A 17,077-nucleotide genomic window follows, 5' to 3' on the forward strand; every position below is an offset into this window, starting at 1 on the left:
GGGTCCTCCGGGGCGTCGGAAGGGCGCCTCTTAGCGCCGGAGGGGGATTCTGGCCAGACGTGGGGGCCGCGGGCGACGTGCACGATCCGTGCAGACGCGCGTGCAGACGGCCGTTGCGTCCGGCCATCGCGCGCTCCTCGGCGCGGCCCCTCAGAAGATGAATTCGGCGCCCCCGTACTGGGCCACGAACAGCCCCTGCAGCTCCAGCGAGCCGGAGCCCCCCAGCGCGTCGAGGTCGATGATCGAGCCGCCGGCGACGTCGTGCGCCGCCGCCTGGACCTGGGCGACCTTGCCGGCGCCGGTGATCGACAGGCGGGTCAGGTCCACCACGTCGATCTCGTTCTCGAAGTCGGTGACCGTGTCGTCGCCGCTCTTCTTGCCGATCACGAACAGGTCCGACAGCGAGCCGCCGGTCATCTCGTCGTCGCCGCCGCCGCCCACGATGGTGTCCTTGCCGGCGCCGCCGCGCAGGATGTCGTCGCCGCCCTTGCCGCGCAGGGTGTCGAAGCCGTCGCCGCCCACGAAATCGTCCGCGCCCTCGCCGCCGACCAGGGTGTCGTTGCCCTCCTTGCCGGAGACGAGCCCGTCGACCACGCCGTCGGCCTGGCCGCGGTAGACGTCGTTGCCCGCGCCCAGGTCCAGGTCGCCCCAGATCGCGCCGCCGCGGTTGCGCACCGTGTCCGCCGACTCGCCGGTGAAGACGTCGCCGAAGATCGACCCGCCGTTGTTGCGCAGCAGGTCGAACCCGTCGCGCAGGTCGATGGTCCCCTCGATGGTCCCCGAATTCAGCAGCCGGTCGTCCGAGTCGTAGATCCGCACCAGGCCCACGATCAGCCCGGTGTTCATCACCAGCGTCGCGGCGCTGCCGCTCATCTGCACGCCGAAGCCGCTGCCGGCCGAGATGGAGCCATGGTTGCGCAGCTGCAGCAGCGAGGAGGAATCGCTCTGGTCGTAGAGGTCCACGCCGCCGGTGGCGTTGCCGACCGAGCTGGTGGCGATGGTCCCGTAGTTGTCGATCCGGGCGTTGGCCGAGTCGATCGCGACGCCGTCGTTGGTGTTCGAGGTGATCTGGCCGGTGTTCGTCAGCCGGAATCCCTGGCCGGTCTGGTGGGTCAGGCCGGTCGACTCGCCGTGGATATGGCCGGCGTTGACGACCGAGATGTAGGTTCCCAGCGAGCGGACGCCGCCGAAGCCCCCGGACAGCCGCCCGCCCTCCATCACCGCCAGCGAGCCGGTGTTCCAGGTTCCGAAGTTGACGGCGTACTGGTCGGCGAAGACCTCGCCCGCCACGAAGATCGAGGCGTAGATGCCCCCCGCCTCGATCGCGTTGTCGTTGGTCGAGGCGACGGTCGCCCCCTCGGACAGGAAAAACTCGTCGGACGCCGCCACCGTTTCGCGCACGCCGGCGCCGACGCTGTCGGTCGTTCTGATCACCGCCATGGGACCTCTCCCCTGGACCCTCCTCCGCCGCGCAGGGACGCGCCGACCGGGACCTCGCGCACCCGGCCTGCCGCCCTCCGGAGAGAACTTCCGCTGCGTAAGATCGCACGGCTCGGCGCGCGGCGCCACGCGCTTGCGCGCCCTCCTTTACCGACCGCAACCGATTTCCTATGTTGCGGCCCAAGCCTCATGGAGCCGCCGACAATGACCCTTCAAAGCGATCCGCCGGTCGAGGGCGAGCCGCTCGTCGGCCCTTCGACGACCGAGCATCCCCTCTATGATTCCATCGTCGAGGGGATCCGCACCGTCTACGACCCCGAGATTCCGGTGAACATCTACGACCTCGGGCTGGTCTACCGGATCGCCGTGGACGACGAGAACAACGTCGAGATCGACATGACCCTGACCGCGCCGGGCTGCCCGGTGGCGGGCGAGATGCCGGGCTGGGTCGCCGACGCGGTCGAGCCGATCGCCGGCGTGAAGACGGTGAACGTCCAGCTCGTCTGGGACCCGCCCTGGGGCATGGACATGCTCTCGGACGAGGCCAAGCTGGAGTTGGGCTTCATGTGACGATCGGGGGGGCCGCGGCCCCCCGCTTCGTGTCCGGGGGCCTGCGTGTCCGGGGGCCTGCGTGTCCGGGGGCCTGCGCCGCGTTCAGCCCAGCAGCCCCGCCCAGCCGGCGGCCTGGCCCAGCCCGGCCGCGCCCAGCACCACCAGCGGCGGGGAGATCCGCCACGGCCCCAGCGCCAGCCAGGCGGCGAGGGCGATGACGAAGCCCGCGGGCTCGGCCGCGCCGCGGGCGAAGACCGGGTCGTAGAGGGCGGCGAGCAGCAGCCCCACCACCGCCGCGTTCACCCCCGCCAGCGCCGCCCGGGCGCCGGGACGGGCGCGCAGGCCGGCCCAGAACGGCAGGACGCCGATCGCCAGCACCGCGCCCGGCAGGAAGATCGCGACCAGGCTGACCGCCGCGGCGCCCGCGCCGCCCGAGGCCTGGCCCAGGAAGGCGGCGAAGGCGAAGAGCGGCCCCGGCACGGCCTGCGCCGCGCCGTAGCCGGCCACGAAGGTCTCGGCGTCCAGCCAGCCGCGCCCGACCGTCTCCGCCTCCAGCAGCGGCAGCACGACGTGCCCGCCTCCGAAGACCAGCGCGCCGGCGCGGTAGAAGGCGTCGGCATGGGCGGCGAGCGGGCCCAGCCCCGCCGCCAGCGGCAGCAGCGCCAGCAGGAGCGCCGCGAGGACGAGGCAGGCGGCGCCGGCGGCGCGCGACAGGGGGGCGGGGAGGGCGCCCGCCTCCGGTTCCGCCGGGGGGGCGGCCCAGCCCCGGCCCGCCGCGAGACCGGCGAGCGCCCCCACCGCGATGGCGCCGAGCTGCCCCGCCACGCCCGGCGCCAGCAGCGCCAGCGCCGCGGCCGCCGCCGCCAGCGCCTGGCGCGCCCGGTCGGGGGCGAGCGTGCGCCCCATCCCCAGCGCGGCCTGGGCCACCACCGCCACGGCCGCGGCCTTCACGCCCGCCAGCCAGCCGGCGCCCGCCGCATCCAGCGCCCCGACGCCCGCCGCGAAGGCCGCCAGCGCCAGGGCCGAGGGCAGGGTGAAGGCCGCCCAGGCCGCCAGCGCCCCCGGCAGGCCCGCGCGCAGCATCCCCAGCGCGAGGCCCACCTGGCTCGACGCCGGGCCGGGCAGGAACTGGCACAGCGCCACGAGCTCGGCATAGGCGGCCTCGTCCACCCAGCCGCGGCGGCGCACCAGCGCCTCGCGGAAATAGCCCAGGTGGGCGACGGGGCCGCCGAAGCTGGTCAGGCCCAGGCGCAGGAACGCCGCGAAGACCTCGGCGGCGGAGCCGGCCGGGCGGGGGGCGGCGGGCGTCTCCGGGCGCGCCCCGGCCTCCGGCGCGGCGGGGGGCGGCCGGGTCCCGTCCGGGCGGGGCGGCGGCGTCGGATCGGCGCTCGGCATGGGGGCCCTTTCATCGGCGGCGTGCCGCGCATACATGCATCGGGCGGGCGGAGCGTCCAATGACGCTTCGATGACGGCCGCCGGCGCGTCGGCGCGTCGCCTTGCGGCGACGTCCCGCGACCGGTAGATTCCAAGCGTTGTTCGAGGAGACGTCCATGTTCGGCATTCCCGGCAAATCCCCCGTGACGCTGACCCCCGCGGCGGCGGCGCATGTGCGCAAGCTGATGTCCAAGGCCTCCGACGGCGCGGCGGGCCTGCGCATCGGCGTGCGCAAGGGCGGCTGCGCGGGCATGGAATACACCATGGACTTCGCCGCCGCGCCCGAGCCCAACGACGAGGTGGTCGAGCAGGACGGCGCCCGGGTGATGATCGCCCCGATGGCGCAGATGTTCCTGTTCGGGACCGAGATCGACTACCGGACCTCGCTGCTCGAATCGGGCTTCGTGTTCAACAACCCCAACGTGACCGAGAGCTGCGGCTGCGGCGAGTCGGTGAAATTCGGGAACGCCTGAACATGGCCGTCAATCCGGACCTCGCCGACTGGGCGAGCGACATGTTCGGCCAGCTCGGCGAGATTTCGGTCAAGGCGATGTTCGGCGGCGCCGGCATCTACTGCGACGGGGTGATGTTCGCGCTGATCGGGCGCGACGACGAGATCTATCTCAAGGCCGAGGGCGTGCTGGCCAGCGCGCTGCGGGCCGGCGGCTCGACCCCCTTCACCTACACGCGCGACGGCGCCGCCCGGACCATGGGCTACTGGCGCATCCCCGAGGACGGTCTCGACGATCCGGAGGAGGCCTGCATGTGGGCCTCCCGCTCGCTCGACATCGCGCGCGCGGCCCAGCGGGGCTGAGCCCGGGCCCGACGTCCGGGCGTCCCCGTCTCCGTTTCCCCCTCCTGCATCGCCGCCCGCGGCGCCGCGCGGCCTTTCTCATGGGCCCCGGCTGCGCTAGGTCCCTGAGCACTGGGATCCATCACGAACGGGAGAGGTCATGGGCCGCCGCAAGCTCGCCGCCGGGAACTGGAAGATGAACGGGCTCGCCGCCCAGCTCGCCGAGATCGACGCGCTCGTCGCCGCGTGCCCGACCCCGGGCTGCGACGTGCTGATCTGCCCGCCCGCCACGCTGCTGGCCCCGATGGCCCAGCGGGCCGCGGGCTCGGCCGTGGCCGTGGGCGGCCAGGACTGCCACGCGAAGGAGAGCGGCGCGCACACCGGCGACGTTTCGGCCGCGATGCTCAAGGACGCCGGCGCGGCCTACGTGATCCTCGGCCATTCCGAGCGGCGCGCCGACCATGGCGAGAGCGACGCGGACGTGCGCGCCAAGACCGAGGCCGCCTGGGCCGCGGACCTGGTCGCCATCGTCTGCGTGGGCGAGACCGAGGCCCAGCGCGACGCCGGCGAGGCGCTGTCGGTGGTGGGCGGCCAGCTCGCGGGCTCGCTGCCCGACGGCGCGACGGCGGCGAACACCGTGATCGCCTACGAGCCGGTCTGGGCCATCGGCACCGGCCGCACCCCGTCGAACGACGACATCGCCGAGATGCACTCCCACATGCGCGCCCGCCTGAAAGAGCGGTTCGGCGCCGAGGCCGACGGGATGCGCCTGCTCTACGGCGGCTCGGTGAAGCCGGGCAACGCGGCCGAGATCTTCGGGCTGGCCGACGTCGACGGCGGGCTGGTCGGGGGCGCGAGCCTGAAGGCCGCCGATTTCGCCGGGATCGTCGCCGCCGCGGGCTGAGGCGCCCGCGAACACGCGTTCCGGGCCAGGCGCCCGGGGCGCGGGACGATCAATCCTCCGAGGCGGAACGGAAACGGGCCGCGGGGTCCCATCCCCGCGGCCCGTTTCGATCTCAAGGCACCCCCAGCGTTCGCTGGCGTTCGGTTCAGCTGCCCAGCAGGGCGCTGGCCTGGCCCACCCAGTCGTCGCGGACCGAGCGGCCGCGGAAGGCGGTCAGGTTCTGATCGACCCACTCCAGGTTCGCCTCGGTCAGCGAGGCCATCTGGGCGAAGGTGTAGAGGCCCATGCCGTTCAGCTCGCGCTCGAGCTTCGGGCCGATCCCCTTGATCTGCTTGAGGTCGTCGGCCGCGGCCGGCGCGGTCGCGTAGAGCAGGGCGGGCGCGCCGTCGGCGGCCGCCTCGGTCATCTCCGTCGCCGTCTCGGCGGCGGTATCCACCGCCGTGGCGACGATCTCGGCCGTGGTCTCGGCCGCCGTGGCCGCGACCTCGGCCGCCGCCTTCGCGGGGGCCGTCGCGGCCTCGACCGCGTCCTCGACCGGCTGGGCCGCCTTGGGCTTGCGGGCCTTGGGGGCCGGCGCCGGGGTCGGCTCCGCCGTCGCGGGCTTGGGCACGAAGGCGAAGGGGTCGAAGCCGGTCGCCGCCGTGAAGCGATAGGGCACGCCGAAGAAGGGCGCGAAGGGCGAGAAGCTGAGAAGGTAGTCCTTCAGGCTCTCGTCCTCGCGCTTCAGGATCGAAACGCCGAGCTTGTAGTCCGCCATCATCGCGAAACCTCGGTCCCTTTGCTTTGCTGCATTGCGGGGTGATCCTACGGCAGCCGATTGTGCAATGCAACATCGGCGCGCCCGGATCGCGTATCGCGACGGTGCGGCGCAGCGTCTCGCCCCTCGGTTGCGGGCCAAGCGGCGGGGCGTGCACGCAAAAAGGCGGACGCCGCGGGCGCGGCGTCCGCCGGATCGGGGGCGGCGGCGCGCCTCAGGCGGCGCCGCGACGGCTCCGGCCGGTCCCGCCCGCCTGCGCCTCGGCGGCGGCGGGGGCGAATCCGTAGTGCTCGGCCAGGCGCGACAGCGCGATCTTGAGCACCACCTTGCCCGAGCGCGCGGCCCAGCCCATCCGCCGCTCCGTCGCCTCCAGCCCCTCGAGGAAGCAGCAGGCGCGCAGCACGGCGTCGTTGAGCCCGGGGCCGAGCGCGGCCAGCGCCTCGGCCACCTTGCGCCGGGCGGTCGCGGGCCCCTCCGAGGGCTCGCTTCCGCCGCCGCGGCCGGGCTCGCCCGGGGTGAGGAAGCGCCGCCAGTCCTGGGTGATGCGCGGGCCCATCTGGGCGCGTTCGAAATCCTCGCGCAGGCGCTCGCCCGCGGCGATCTCGGAAGGGGTGAGGAAGGCCTTGCCGTCCGGGCCCCGGCGCCGGGCCAGCCAGCCCAGCGGCGTCTCGCCGAGGTTCACCACCAGGTCGCGCGCGGTCCCGTCCTCGACCACCCGGCGGCTGCCGGGGAGCTGGTGCTGGCGGGCGAAGACCGAGGGCGCCTCGGCCAGGCCCGGCGGGGGGGAGGGCTGCTCGGCCCGGCGGCGGCGCTGGTCGCCGTCCTCGCCCAGGGTGCGCCGCAGCCAGGAGCGGCCGGCCGAGGTGATCTCGTAGCGCGCCATCGAGGAGCCGCTGTGCACGCAGCCGATCCAGTCGCGCGCGGCGAAGGCGCGGGCCATCTCCAGCGGCGTGCGGGCGAGCGTGACCAGCGCGTCCTCGGACTTGCGGAATACGCAGGCGACCTGCGCCCCGCGGGCCAGCGCCAGGAAGGCGCGCGGCTCGCACAGGCGGCGCAGGATGCGGCGGGCCTCCTTGTCGACGGCCTCCTCGTCGATGCGGGAGGCGGGCTCGGGGGCGTCTCGGCCGCTCCGGCCCCGGGCCAGCGCGGGCGCGGCGGCGGCGGCGAGCCCGTCGGCGGGGGGATGGTGGATCTGTGGCAACGCGGTCTCCTTGGCAAGCGGCGCGGGGACGCCGGGGGCGCGGGCGACGGATTCGATCTCGGACAGGAGATCGTCGAACAGGGGATCGTCGCGCCGCTGCTCGACGCGCCGGACGGCGCGAAGGATCGTGGAGGGGTGACGCCCCGAGGCCGCCGCGATGCGGCGCAGCGGCTCCCCGCAGGCGACATGGGCGAGGTAGACGGCCGCGTCCTCGGCCCGCAGGGCCGCGCCCCGGGCGGGCAACCGGGTCGCGGCGAGGTCGCGGCACCTGTGCAACGGATCTGCGGCGGGCATGGGGTGATTCCGTCAGGTGAACGATTTTACGTTAATTCACGCTATGGTTGATTCTTGAACAAGGCGTTAAGCGGCTGTGGACGGATCCGCTTCCGCCTTTGCCGGCAAGGGTTTGTCCCGCAGGCGGGGTGTGGATGGTCCGCGCGCAGGGGCGCGCTTTCGCGCAACGCCCCTCCGGACGGGGTGAAGATCGGCCTCGACGTTCACCCACGGAGGCGAAAATGAAGCACGCCGTTCTTCCCGACCCCGCCGGTTTCGAGCCCGTCCTCGCCACGCCCGCGGCGCAGGGCGCCGAGGCGCCCCGCCGGCCCCGCCTGCTGTGGCGCGCGGCCCGCGCCGGCGCCCGGCTTTATCGTCGGGAGACGCACCTGCGCGCCGCCGCGCCCGGGTTCGACGCCGGCCGCGGCCCGAAGGCGGTGATCGCGAAGCTGGAGGAGCTGGAGCAGGCCTGCGAGGCGCGCCGACGCGCCCATGCGCCCGAGTACTCGGTGCGCCGCCACGTGCTGCTGCTGTCGGCCCTGCTGGCCGAGCGGGCGGCGCCGGCCTGAGCCGCGCGACCCGGCGCGAGGCTGCGCCGGGCGTCAGGTTCGGGCCGGATCAGGTGAAGCTGTCGGGCTCCGAGGCCTTGCGGCGGGTCACGTAGTCCTCGAGCGACTCGCGCACGCCCTCGTCCATCGCGGGGGCCTCGTACTCGCCCAGCAGCTTCTTCACCCGCGCCTCGGCCAGGCGCTGGGTGTCGCGGGCGCCTTCCTCGGACCAGGTCTCGTAGGGCTTGTAGTCCAGCAGGTCCGAGCGCCAGAACGCGGTCTTGAAGTTGCGCTGGGTGTGCTGGCAGCCGAGGTAGTGCCCGCCGGGACCGACCTCGCGGATCGCGTCCATGGCCTGCGCCTCCTCGGAGATGTCGATGCCCTTCGCCACCTGGTGCAGCGCGCCCAGCTGGTCGTCGTCCATCACGAACTTCTCGTAGGAGCTCACCAGCCCCCCCTCCAGCCAGCCGGCGGCGTGGAGCATGAAGTTCACGCCCCCCAGCAGGGCGGCGTTGAGCGTGTTCGCCGTCTCGTAGGCCGCCTGCGCGTCGGGCAGCTTCGAGCCGCAGAGCCCCCCGCCCGAGCGGAACGGAACGCCGAGCCGCCGCGCCAGCTGCCCCGCGCCCCACAGGATCATCGAGGCCTCGGGCGTGCCGAAGGTCGGCGCGCCGGAGTTCATGTCGATCGAGGTCACGAAGGCCCCGAAGAGCTGCGGGGAGCCGGGGCGCACCAGCTGGGCGTAGGCGATGCCCGCCATCACCTCGGCCAGCACCTGGGTCAGCGTGCCCGCGACCGAGACCGGCGCCATCGCGCCGCCCACGATGAAGGGCGAGACGATGCAGGCCTGGTTGGCGGCCGCGTAGACCTCCAGCGCGCCCATCATGGTCGCGTCGAAGTTCAGGGGCGAGTTGATGTTGATCAGCGAGGTCATCGCCGTGCGGTCGTTCAGGCCGCCGTCGGCCGCGAACAGAAGCTCGCACATCGCCACCGAATCGCGGGCGCGGGAGGGTTCCGTCACCGAGCCCATGAAGGGCTTGTCCGACAGCGTCATGTGCGCCAGCAGCATGTCGAGATGGCGCTTGTTGACGGCGACGTCCGTCGGCTCGCACACGGTACCGCCGGAGTGCTGGAGCCACTTCGAGCTGTAGGTCAGCTTCACGAAGTTGCGGAAGTCCTCGATGGTCGCGTAGCGCCGCCCGCCCTCGCTGTCGCGCACGAAGGGGGGGCCGTAGACAGGGGCCAGCACCAGGTCGCGCCCGCCGATCATCACGCCCCGCTCGGGGTTGCGGGCGATCTGCTCGAAGGTGGCGGGGGCGGTGGCGCAGAGCTTGCGCGCAAGCCCGCGGGGGATGCGCACCCGGTCGCCCTGCACGTCGGCCCCGGCCTCGCGCCAGCGGGCCAGCGCCGCGGGGTTGTCGACGAAGCCGACGCCGATCTCCTCGAGCACGGTCTCGGCGTTGCGCTCGATGATCTCGATGGCCTCGGCGTTCAGCACCTCGAAGTCGGGAATCCCGCGGGAGATGCGCGGCGCCGTGATCACCCGGCGGGCGGTGCGCTCGGCCCGGCGGGCGGCGCCGCCGCCGCCGCGGGCGCGGCGCCCGGCGCGCGCGGCGCCGTCGGAGGAGGCCGCGACGGGCTCGGAGCCGTTGGAGAACACGTCGTCGCCGTCCGCCATGGCAGGACCTCCGCGATAGGCTGGGGCGCCCGGACCGGGCGCATCGTCTCGGGCGGAACCTAGCGGCCGCGTCCTTTCGATCGCGTCACGAATGCGAAGCGCATCCGCGCATCTGCGACATGCGCCTCCCGCGCCCGCCGCCCCTGCGCCCTCGCGCGCCCTTGCCACAATCCGCGCACGCGCGTATCGGGCGCCATGACGACCACGCGGCACGACCTCATCCTGATCGTGGACTTCGGCTCCCAGGTGACGCAGCTCATCGCGCGCCGCCTGCGGGAGAGCGGGGTCTACTGCGAGATCCACCCCTTCAACCAGCTCGACGGCGACAAGCTCGCCGCGCTGGCGCCCAAGGGCGTGATCCTTTCCGGGGGCCCCGCCTCCGTTCTCGACGCGGGCTCCCCGAGGGCCCCCGAGGCCCTCTGGTCCCTGGGCGTCCCCGTCCTGGGCATCTGCTACGGCCAGCAGACCATGGTCGAGCAGCTGGGCGGCAAGGTCGCCCCGCACGACGTGCGGGAGTTCGGCCGCGCCTACCTGAACGTCGGCGCCAAGCACCCGCTGTTCGACGGGCTGGCCGAGGTCGGCGCGTCCGAGCAGGTGTGGATGTCCCACGGCGACTCGGTGGCCGAGATCCCCGAGGGCTTCTCGATCATCGCCACCTCGCCCGGCGCCCCCTTCGCGGCCATCGCCGACGATGCGCGCCGCTTCTACGCGGTCCAGTTCCACCCCGAGGTGCACCACACCCCGAACGGCAAGCTGATCCTGCGCAACTTCACCCACAACGTCTGCGGGCTGACCGGCGACTGGACCATGGCCGCCTACCGCGACGAGGCGATCGCCAAGATCCGCGCCCAGGTGGGCGACAAGCACGTGATCTGCGGCCTGTCGGGCGGCGTGGACTCCTCCGTCGCCGCGGTCCTGATCCACGAGGCCATCGGCGACCAGCTGACCTGCGTCTTCGTCGACACCGGGATGATGCGCCTGAACGAGGCGCAGGAAGTCGTGACCCTGTTCCGCGACCACTACAACATCCCCCTGGTCCACGCGGACGAGAGCGAGCTGTTCCTGGGCGAGCTCGCGGGCGTCACCGACCCCGAGCGGAAGCGCAAGATCATCGGGCGCCTGTTCATCGACGTCTTCGACAAGCACGCGGCCGAGGCCGGGGGCGCGGACTTCCTCGCCCAGGGCACCCTCTACCCGGACGTGATCGAGTCGGTGAGCTTCTCCGGCGGCCCCTCGGTCACGATCAAGAGCCACCACAACGTCGGCGGCCTGCCCGAGCGTATGAAGATGCAGCTGGTCGAGCCGCTGCGCGAGCTCTTCAAGGACGAGGTCCGGGCGCTGGGCCGCGAGCTGGGCCTGCCCGAGAGCTTCATCGGCCGTCACCCGTTCCCGGGCCCGGGTCTCGCGATCCGCTGCCCGGGCGAGGTGACGCGCGAGAAGCTCGACACCCTGCGCAAGGCCGACGCGATCTACCTCGACCAGATCCGCAAGCACGGGCTCTACGACGAGATCTGGCAGGCCTTCGCCGTGCTGCTCCCCGTCCAGACCGTGGGCGTGATGGGCGACGGGCGCACCTACGAATCGGTGCTGGCGCTGCGCGCGGTGACCTCGGTCGACGGCATGACCGCCGACTACTACCCGTTCCCGCACGAGTTCCTGGGCGAGACCGCGACGCGGATCATCGGCGAGGTGAAGGGCGTGAACCGGGTGGTCTACGACGTCACCTCCAAGCCTCCGGGCACCATCGAGTGGGAGTGATCCCCTCGCCCCCGCGGGGCTGATCTCCGGCGCGACGGTCCCCTCCGTCGCGCCGGTTTCGTTTCAGCCCCCGGCCTCCAGCGCCGCCAGCTTCTCCATCAGGTAGGCGCGCACCGCGGGGTCGGCGGCGAGGCCGGCGGCCCGCTGGCAGGCCTCCGCCGCCTCCGCCCGCCGGCCGAGGCGCGCCAGAAGCTCCGCCCGCGCCGCCCAGGCGGGCTGGTAGGCCGCGAGGCGCGGGTCCTGCGCCGCGGCCTCAAGCAGGGCGAGCCCCTCCTGCGCGCCGCGCAGCTCCGCCACCGCCATCGCCCGGTTCGCGGCGACCACCGGGGAGCCGGTCATTGCCAGCAGCGCGTCGTAGAGCGCCACCGTCTCCGCGCGCGTGTCGCGCCCGTAGCGGCGGCGGTCGGCATGGGCGGACTGCAAGGCCGCCTCGAGCTGGTAGCGCCCGAGGACGCCCAGGCCCGCGGCCCGGCGCAGCACCGCCTCGGCCTCCGCGATCATCGCCCCGTTCCAGCGGGCCGGGTCCTGGGCGTCGAGCGGGGCGTAGCGGCCCTGCGGGTCGCGCCGCGCCTCCCGCCGGGCCAGCGTGTGCAGGATCAGCGCCAGCAGCCCCTGCGCCTCGGCCGAGGCGGGGGCGAGGCCCGCGACAAGGCGGGCGAGGAACAGCGCCTCCCCCGCCAGCTCCCGCCGCGCGGGATCGGCGCCCTGGGGATCGCTCCAGCCCTGGGCATAGGCCGCGTAGACGGCGTCGAGCACGGGCGCGAGGCGCGCAGGCAGCTCCTCGGCCCCCGGCTCGGCGAAGGGCACGCCCGCGTCGCGGATCTTGGCCTTGGCCCGCGACAGCCGCTTGGACATCGCCGCGGGGGAGACGAGGAACACGCCCCCGATCATCGCCGCGTCCAGCCCCAGCACCGTCTGAAGCATCAAGGGCGCGTGCAGCGCGGGGTCGAGCGCGGGATGCGCGCAGGCGAGCATCAGCGCGAGCCGCCGGTCGGGCAGGGCCTCGCCGTCGCCCGCGGCCTCCAGCCCCTCGAGCAGGGGGCGCAGGCGGGTTGCTGCCTCGGACCTCCGGGCCCGGGCGCGGGCCGCGTCGATCAGGCGGCGACGGGCGGCGGTCAGCAGCCAGGCCTCGGGGTTCTCCGGCACGCCGGTCCGGGGCCAGGCGGCGAGCGCCGAGGCGAAGGCGTCGGCCAGCGCGTCCTCCGCCCCCGCCAGGTCGCCGGAGCGGGCGGCGAGGAAGGCCACCAGCTTGCCGTATCCGCCCCGCGCCGCGGCCTCGGCCGCCGCGGCGGCGGCGGCGTCGGTCGGCCCGGGCGCGGGGCGGTCGCTCATCGGGGCCTCAGCCCATCGTCCACAGCGGGCGCACCTCGACCACGCCGTGGCGCGCGCCGGGGCAGCGGGCGGCCCAGTCCAGCGCCGCGTCCAGGTCCGCGGCCTCGACGATGTAGTAGCCGCCGAACTGCTCCTTGGTCTCGGCGTAGGGACCGTCGAGCACCCGGGTCTCGCCGTCGGCCACCCGCACGGTGGTGGCGGTGGCGGTCGGCTGCAGCCGCTCCGACCCGACCAGGGCGCCGGCGGCGGTCAGCGCCTCGGCGTAGGCGCGGTAGGCGGCCATGCCCTCGGCCTGCTGGGCGGGGGTCAGGCGGTCCCAGCCGCCCTCCTCGTGGTAGATCATCAGCATGTACTGCATGGGGGATTCTCCGTCCGCGCGCGCTCAGGCGGCCATGGGGAACAGCGGGCGCACCTCGATCGCGCCGTGGCTCGCGCCCGGGCACTTCGCGGCCCAGGCGATGGCGGCGTCGAGGTCGGGCGCCTCGATCAGGTAGTAGCCGCCGAACTGCTCCTTCATCTCGGCGTAGGGCCCGTCGAGGACCTGCGTCCCCGCCTCCCCCACCCGCACCGTGGCGGCCGTGGCGGTGGGCTGCAGGCGCTCGCCCGCGACCAGCGCGCCGGCGCCGCGCAGGGCCTCGGTATAGGCCATGTAGGCCGCGCGGGAGGCTGCCAGCGCCGCGGGCGGCTGGGCGGCGTAGGCGATCTCGTCGGAATGGATCATCAGAAGATACTGCATCGGGGTCGCTCCCTTGGATGGCGTCGATGCGTCCATGACGTCCGGCGGAGGGGCGGACGGACAGGGGCGCGAAAATTTCTTGGTCCCCGGCCGCGGCCGCTCCGCGCCGACTCTGGCGCCGCCGCGCGCCCCGCGCCACCATGCGCCGAGGCCGCCGCAGCGCGGCGCACCATCGGGAGGACGTCCATGGACCTGAACCTGCGCGGCAAGCGCGTGCTGATCACCGGCGCGTCGAAGGGCATCGGCGCCGCCGCCGCCGAGGTCTTCGCCGAGGAGGGCGCGCATCTCGCCCTCGCCGCGCGCAACGCCGAGGCGCTCGAGTCGCTCTGCGCTTCGCTTCGCGCCAAGCACGGGATCGAGGCGACCGCCCACCCCACGGACCTGCGCGACCGCGAGCAGCTCGCCGCGCTGGCCGAGTCGGCGGGGGACTGCGACATCCTGATCAACAACGCCGGCGACATCCCCGGCGGATCGCTCGACGCCATCGACGAGGAGACCTGGCGCCACGCGTGGGAGCTGAAGGTCTTCGGCTTCATCAACCTCACCCGGCTGATCTACGCGAAGATGCAGGCCCGCGGCGCCGGCGTGATCGTCAACGACATCGGCGCGGCGGGGGAGCGGTTCGACGCGGGCTACATCACCGGCTCGACCGGGAACGCGGCGCTGATGGCCTTCACCCGGGCGCTGGGGGGGCGCAGCCTCTACCACGGCGTGCGGGTGGTGGGGATCAACCCCGGCCCGGTGCAGACCGACCGGATCGTCGCGCTGATGAAGCGCCGGGCGCTCGACGCCTACGGCGACGAAAGCCGCTGGCGCGAGCAGATGGACGCCCTCCCCCAGGGCCGCGCCGCGCACCCGCGCGAGGTGGCCGACCTGATGGCGTTCCTGGCCTCCGACCGCTCGGGCTACACGTCCGGCGTGGTGGTCACGCTCGACGGCGGAATGTGCGCCCGGCCCTGAGCCCCCGGCGCCCGGCGGGAAGCCGTTATGCATGACGTGCGGGGAGGGAGCGGTTTTTTCCGCCCCGCCCCTCTTGCATCGCCCGCGCCAGCCGGCTATCTCGCCCGCCGACGGGTGATTAGCTCAGTTGGTAGAGCAGCTGACTCTTAATCAGCGGGTCGTAGGTTCGAGCCCTACATCACCCACCAAAAAACCTTAAGCGTAACAGCGCCTTAGGCGCTGCCGCCGAGGTCCAGCGGACAACCAAGCACCGAATAAGCACCGCTCTGGCGCGAAATCGAGCCGTTCGGCTTACAGGAGCGTGCCCTGTTCGGCGAATTCGGCCACCTCGTCGTCCTCGAAAGAGATGCCGGACAGTTCGCCCAGGTCCCTGATGACCCTGGCCAGATGGTGCGCGGTATTGAGCTCGCGCCACCCCGTGGCGTCGCCGCAGGTGTCGGTGAGGTCCTTGGCGTTCCGCCAAATCCGGTCGTCGGCGTAGGAGAAACCCCGACCTCCGAACTCCTCGCTATCGATGATCTGCCGGCACACCTTGCGCATGGTGGGGGTGAATTTCCCCGCGTCGCTTCCCCTAACGACCAGGGTGTGGGTCCTGCCCGTGTAACGCAGGTGGGGTCGCGGCCGTCCGCCCTTGCCGGTCTTGAAGACCATGCGCCCGCTATCAGCGCCGAAGTCGCCGTAGGCGAGCCGATTCGGCTGGATCCCAGTTTCACGGAGCACGGCCAGGAAGGTGGTCCACTCCAGCCTGGCGATCAGCGTCTTTTCGTTGGGACCGACCGGGAGCTTCGCGGGATAGGCCGAGGCCTGATAGACGATCTTGCTCCAGGGGCCCACTTCGTCGAGACGGTCGAAAATCTCCGCGATGCTCGGGGCCGCGTCCTCGCCCAGCGCCGTCTCGGTGAAGTCCACGAACAGGACGCACTCCTGAGGCTGGAGGCCGAGCGAGCGGACGCCTTCGAGCACTTCGTCGGGATCGGCGGCGTCTTCGAAGCCGAGATAGATGGCGGCCCTGACCTCGCCGGGACGCAGCAGCCGCCGCTTGACGGGGTTGTGGAGCTCGGGAAGGCGGAGCACCGGAACCAGCAGGGGATTCACGGCGGTCGCCACCCGGAAGAGCCTTTCGGTCCCATCGTCCCCGAGCGTCTCGGCCACGAACTGCGGGTCCAGGAACGCATCGTGACGAGGCCAGTTCTTGCCGAGCCGCTCGCCCATCATATGGGCGATCTCGTCCAGGGTCGGGGGCCGCCCCTTCTCCGGATCGGCCTCGGTCGCCGGAGGGATGACGAACCGGGGCTTGATGTGGACTCGATAGCGGGCCGCGGTGTGACCGCAGGCGGTGAATTCGCCGGGTTTAGCTCTCAGGGTCGGGTAGTAGGGGAGCATCGCGTTTTCCTTTCTGGACTTCGCCCACGAACAGTTTCTTCACGGTGTTCCTCCCAATTTTGTCGGAGAACAGGGTCCAATCGCCCCGCTCCTTTCTTATCCGCCCGAAAACGATTGCCGGATGGATTCCTAGTTCGTCGGCGAAGCGTTCTATGATTTTGGCCGACTTGGCGATGCGGGCGGCCGAACGGCGCCAGCGTTCTTCAGGAATGAGCAGATTGGAGGCGAAGCGGTTCGCTTCTTCTTCCTGCTCGTCGACGGAAACTTCCCTATCCGTTTGATCGAAAAACCCGGTGGCCAATCCCGTCGAGAAATGCAGCGTGACGTGCGCCATCTCATGGAGAAGCGTGAACCAGAAATTGTCCACCGTATCGGTTCTCAAGGTCAACCCGATCACCGGTCGGCCCTCGACGATGAAGGCGGCGCCGTCGATCCTCAGGCCAGGGATTTGAGGCTCGACGACGAGCACGACGCCCTTCTCCGCCAGCATCGCAGACGCGTTCAAAGGCCCCTTCGCCTCCCTGCTCAAGCGCACGAGGTCGGGCAGCCAAGTCAGCTCGAAGGGATCATGCGACTCGGCGATGCTCGAGAACTGTTCCCGAGCCCGCACAGAGACGCGGGCGCGCCAGGCGTGGAGCAGGATGTCTTCCGTATGGTCGACGACGTTCAGCCCTGTGCGGAGAAGGCCGGGGCTCCCGTAGTCGATCCGGTTCTCCGCCACATACCTCCGGAGCTCAGCTTCGCTGAAGTCTTCGCCGAACCAGCCGGCGTCGCGACCATGCTTGAGGATCTTCTTGATCTCGGCTTTGGAGACGCCGTCGATCACCTTGTCTAGGCCGCGGAATTCTCGTTTGTCCGGAAGATCGGCCCAGGGGCGAACACCGAGGAGGGCGGCGACGCGGTGGTAATTCTTCAGGCTGATCGCCCCATAGCGATCCGCTTCCCACCGCTGGACCTGCTGCTCCTTCACGCCGAGGCGCCACGCGAGTTCCTTCTGAGAGAACCCGTTGGCGATCCTCGCGACGATCAGCATCAGGCCCAAGTCATGGTTCACCAGCGCCTTCAAGGCAGTCGGCCGCTGGGTCTCCTTGGCCTCCTCGTAGGCCGTGATCATCTCGACCAGGCGCTCGCGTTCCGCCTTCATCATCCCGGCGACCTGAGAGACGACCTCGGGCGGCAGGCCGGCCACGACCGGAGCCAGCGCATGCTCCGATTGGAGCGCCTCCGACAGCCGGGCGACCCGCGCCCTGGCCTCGCGCGCATCTCTCTCGTTCAGGGTGATTCCAATCGTCGCCATACGCCACCTTACCCAACTTATCCGTTGTGGGCAA

17 protein-coding genes and 1 tRNA gene are annotated in these 17,077 nt (G+C 72.4%); 8 read left to right on the forward strand and 10 right to left on the reverse strand.

Annotation, left to right across the window (positions count from 1 at the left end):
* Positions 1-150: 150 nt before the first annotated feature.
* A complete protein-coding gene (locus tag P2H44_RS03250; protein WP_275761975.1) occupies positions 151-1,440 on the reverse strand; it encodes a calcium-binding protein in 1,290 nt (429 codons plus the stop codon).
* Positions 1,441-1,644: 204 nt separating this feature from the next.
* On the opposite strand from P2H44_RS03250, the gene P2H44_RS03255 reads away from it, so the two are divergent.
* Positions 1,645-2,010 (forward strand): SUF system Fe-S cluster assembly protein, encoded by a 366-nt coding sequence (locus tag P2H44_RS03255; protein ID WP_275761976.1) that lies wholly within the window; start codon positions 1,645-1,647, stop codon positions 2,008-2,010.
* 84 nt (positions 2,011-2,094) lie between these two features.
* Here the strand turns inward: P2H44_RS03255 and chrA are convergent, their stop codons facing one another.
* Positions 2,095-3,387: a chromate efflux transporter gene (gene chrA, locus P2H44_RS03260; protein WP_275761977.1), complete on the reverse strand. Its 1,293-nt coding sequence runs from the start codon at positions 3,385-3,387 to the stop codon at positions 2,095-2,097.
* Positions 3,388-3,542: 155 nt separating this feature from the next.
* On the opposite strand from chrA, the gene P2H44_RS03265 reads away from it, so the two are divergent.
* From P2H44_RS03265 to tpiA, 3 genes are all read left to right on the forward strand, one after another.
* Positions 3,543-3,899 (forward strand): HesB/IscA family protein, encoded by a 357-nt coding sequence (locus P2H44_RS03265; protein ID WP_275761978.1) that lies wholly within the window; start codon positions 3,543-3,545, stop codon positions 3,897-3,899.
* A gap of 2 nt (positions 3,900-3,901) precedes the next feature.
* Positions 3,902-4,240, forward strand: a complete 339-nt coding sequence (locus tag P2H44_RS03270; protein WP_275761979.1) for a TfoX/Sxy family protein — start codon at positions 3,902-3,904, stop codon at positions 4,238-4,240.
* 139 nt (positions 4,241-4,379) lie between these two features.
* Positions 4,380-5,123, forward strand: coding sequence for a triose-phosphate isomerase (tpiA, locus tag P2H44_RS03275; RefSeq protein ID WP_275761980.1), 744 nt, complete (start codon positions 4,380-4,382; stop codon positions 5,121-5,123).
* Positions 5,124-5,268: 145 nt separating this feature from the next.
* Here the strand turns inward: tpiA and P2H44_RS03280 are convergent, their stop codons facing one another.
* Together P2H44_RS03280 and P2H44_RS03285 are read right to left on the reverse strand one after the other, a co-directional pair.
* Positions 5,269-5,883 (reverse strand): hypothetical protein, encoded by a 615-nt coding sequence (locus P2H44_RS03280; protein WP_275761981.1) that lies wholly within the window; start codon positions 5,881-5,883, stop codon positions 5,269-5,271.
* A 211-nt stretch (positions 5,884-6,094) separates the two neighbouring features.
* Complete coding sequence (locus P2H44_RS03285) at positions 6,095-7,375, reverse strand: DUF6456 domain-containing protein (RefSeq protein ID WP_275761982.1); 1,281 nt, start codon at positions 7,373-7,375, stop codon at positions 6,095-6,097.
* 221 nt (positions 7,376-7,596) lie between these two features.
* On the opposite strand from P2H44_RS03285, the gene P2H44_RS03290 reads away from it, so the two are divergent.
* On the forward strand, positions 7,597-7,923 hold the full coding sequence (locus tag P2H44_RS03290) for a DUF6477 family protein (RefSeq protein WP_275761983.1): 327 nt from the start codon (positions 7,597-7,599) through the stop codon (positions 7,921-7,923).
* A 49-nt stretch (positions 7,924-7,972) separates the two neighbouring features.
* Here the strand turns inward: P2H44_RS03290 and P2H44_RS03295 are convergent, their stop codons facing one another.
* Complete coding sequence (locus P2H44_RS03295) at positions 7,973-9,577, reverse strand: trimethylamine methyltransferase family protein (protein ID WP_275761984.1); 1,605 nt, start codon at positions 9,575-9,577, stop codon at positions 7,973-7,975.
* Positions 9,578-9,772: 195 nt separating this feature from the next.
* Between P2H44_RS03295 and guaA the strand changes: the two genes are divergently transcribed.
* Complete coding sequence (guaA, locus tag P2H44_RS03300) at positions 9,773-11,335, forward strand: glutamine-hydrolyzing GMP synthase (protein ID WP_275761985.1); 1,563 nt, start codon at positions 9,773-9,775, stop codon at positions 11,333-11,335.
* Positions 11,336-11,398: 63 nt separating this feature from the next.
* On the opposite strand, the gene P2H44_RS03305 is transcribed toward guaA, so the two are convergent.
* The 3 genes from P2H44_RS03305 to P2H44_RS03315 are packed head-to-tail and all read right to left on the reverse strand — an operon-like array spanning position 11,399 to position 13,403.
* A complete protein-coding gene (locus tag P2H44_RS03305; protein ID WP_275761986.1) occupies positions 11,399-12,667 on the reverse strand; it encodes an RNA polymerase sigma factor in 1,269 nt (422 codons plus the stop codon).
* A 7-nt stretch (positions 12,668-12,674) separates the two neighbouring features.
* On the reverse strand, positions 12,675-13,025 hold the full coding sequence (locus tag P2H44_RS03310) for a YciI family protein (RefSeq protein ID WP_275761987.1): 351 nt from the start codon (positions 13,023-13,025) through the stop codon (positions 12,675-12,677).
* 24 nt (positions 13,026-13,049) lie between these two features.
* A complete protein-coding gene (locus P2H44_RS03315) occupies positions 13,050-13,403 on the reverse strand; it encodes a YciI family protein (protein WP_275761988.1) in 354 nt (117 codons plus the stop codon).
* A gap of 186 nt (positions 13,404-13,589) precedes the next feature.
* Here P2H44_RS03315 and P2H44_RS03320 point away from each other — a divergent pair, with 186 nt between their 5' ends.
* Together P2H44_RS03320 and P2H44_RS03325 are read left to right on the forward strand one after the other, a co-directional pair.
* A complete protein-coding gene (locus P2H44_RS03320) occupies positions 13,590-14,363 on the forward strand; it encodes an SDR family oxidoreductase (RefSeq protein WP_275761989.1) in 774 nt (257 codons plus the stop codon).
* Between the two features lie 112 nt (positions 14,364-14,475).
* A tRNA-Lys gene (locus P2H44_RS03325) sits at positions 14,476-14,551 on the forward strand.
* Between the two features lie 103 nt (positions 14,552-14,654).
* On the opposite strand, the gene P2H44_RS03330 is transcribed toward P2H44_RS03325, so the two are convergent.
* Positions 14,655-15,746: a beta family protein gene (locus tag P2H44_RS03330; protein ID WP_275761990.1), complete on the reverse strand. Its 1,092-nt coding sequence runs from the start codon at positions 15,744-15,746 to the stop codon at positions 14,655-14,657.
* Positions 15,715-17,043: an XRE family transcriptional regulator gene (locus tag P2H44_RS03335; RefSeq protein ID WP_275761991.1), complete on the reverse strand. Its 1,329-nt coding sequence runs from the start codon at positions 17,041-17,043 to the stop codon at positions 15,715-15,717. Before P2H44_RS03335 ends, P2H44_RS03330 begins: the two co-directional genes overlap by 32 nt.
* Positions 17,044-17,077: the final 34 nt, after the last annotated feature.

Origin of the sequence: Albimonas marina, assembly GCF_029223255.1 — a bacterium.
Classification (GTDB): Bacteria; Pseudomonadota; Alphaproteobacteria; order Rhodobacterales; family Rhodobacteraceae; genus Albimonas.

Bases quoted from the DNA above. Each gene is read 5' to 3' on its own strand.
- P2H44_RS03280 (WP_275761981.1), bottom strand. From the start codon at position 5,883: ATGATGGCGGACTACAAGCTCGGCGTTTCGATCCTGAAGCGCGAGGAC.
- chrA (WP_275761977.1), bottom strand. From the start codon at position 3,387: ATGCCGAGCGCCGATCCGACGCCGCCGCCCCGCCCGGACGGGACCCGG.
- guaA (WP_275761985.1), top strand. From the start codon at position 9,773: ATGACGACCACGCGGCACGACCTCATCCTGATCGTGGACTTCGGCTCC.
- P2H44_RS03270 (WP_275761979.1), top strand. From the start codon at position 3,902: ATGGCCGTCAATCCGGACCTCGCCGACTGGGCGAGCGACATGTTCGGC.
- P2H44_RS03320 (WP_275761989.1), top strand. From the start codon at position 13,590: ATGGACCTGAACCTGCGCGGCAAGCGCGTGCTGATCACCGGCGCGTCG.
- P2H44_RS03335 (WP_275761991.1), bottom strand. From the start codon at position 17,043: ATGGCGACGATTGGAATCACCCTGAACGAGAGAGATGCGCGCGAGGCC.
- P2H44_RS03255 (WP_275761976.1), top strand. From the start codon at position 1,645: ATGACCCTTCAAAGCGATCCGCCGGTCGAGGGCGAGCCGCTCGTCGGC.
- P2H44_RS03310 (WP_275761987.1), bottom strand. From the start codon at position 13,025: ATGCAGTACATGCTGATGATCTACCACGAGGAGGGCGGCTGGGACCGC.
- P2H44_RS03250 (WP_275761975.1), bottom strand. From the start codon at position 1,440: ATGGCGGTGATCAGAACGACCGACAGCGTCGGCGCCGGCGTGCGCGAA.
- P2H44_RS03290 (WP_275761983.1), top strand. From the start codon at position 7,597: ATGAAGCACGCCGTTCTTCCCGACCCCGCCGGTTTCGAGCCCGTCCTC.
- P2H44_RS03295 (WP_275761984.1), bottom strand. From the start codon at position 9,577: ATGGCGGACGGCGACGACGTGTTCTCCAACGGCTCCGAGCCCGTCGCG.
- P2H44_RS03265 (WP_275761978.1), top strand. From the start codon at position 3,543: ATGTTCGGCATTCCCGGCAAATCCCCCGTGACGCTGACCCCCGCGGCG.
- P2H44_RS03305 (WP_275761986.1), bottom strand. From the start codon at position 12,667: ATGAGCGACCGCCCCGCGCCCGGGCCGACCGACGCCGCCGCCGCCGCG.
- P2H44_RS03285 (WP_275761982.1), bottom strand. From the start codon at position 7,375: ATGCCCGCCGCAGATCCGTTGCACAGGTGCCGCGACCTCGCCGCGACC.
- tpiA (WP_275761980.1), top strand. From the start codon at position 4,380: ATGGGCCGCCGCAAGCTCGCCGCCGGGAACTGGAAGATGAACGGGCTC.
- P2H44_RS03315 (WP_275761988.1), bottom strand. From the start codon at position 13,403: ATGCAGTATCTTCTGATGATCCATTCCGACGAGATCGCCTACGCCGCC.
- P2H44_RS03330 (WP_275761990.1), bottom strand. From the start codon at position 15,746: ATGCTCCCCTACTACCCGACCCTGAGAGCTAAACCCGGCGAATTCACC.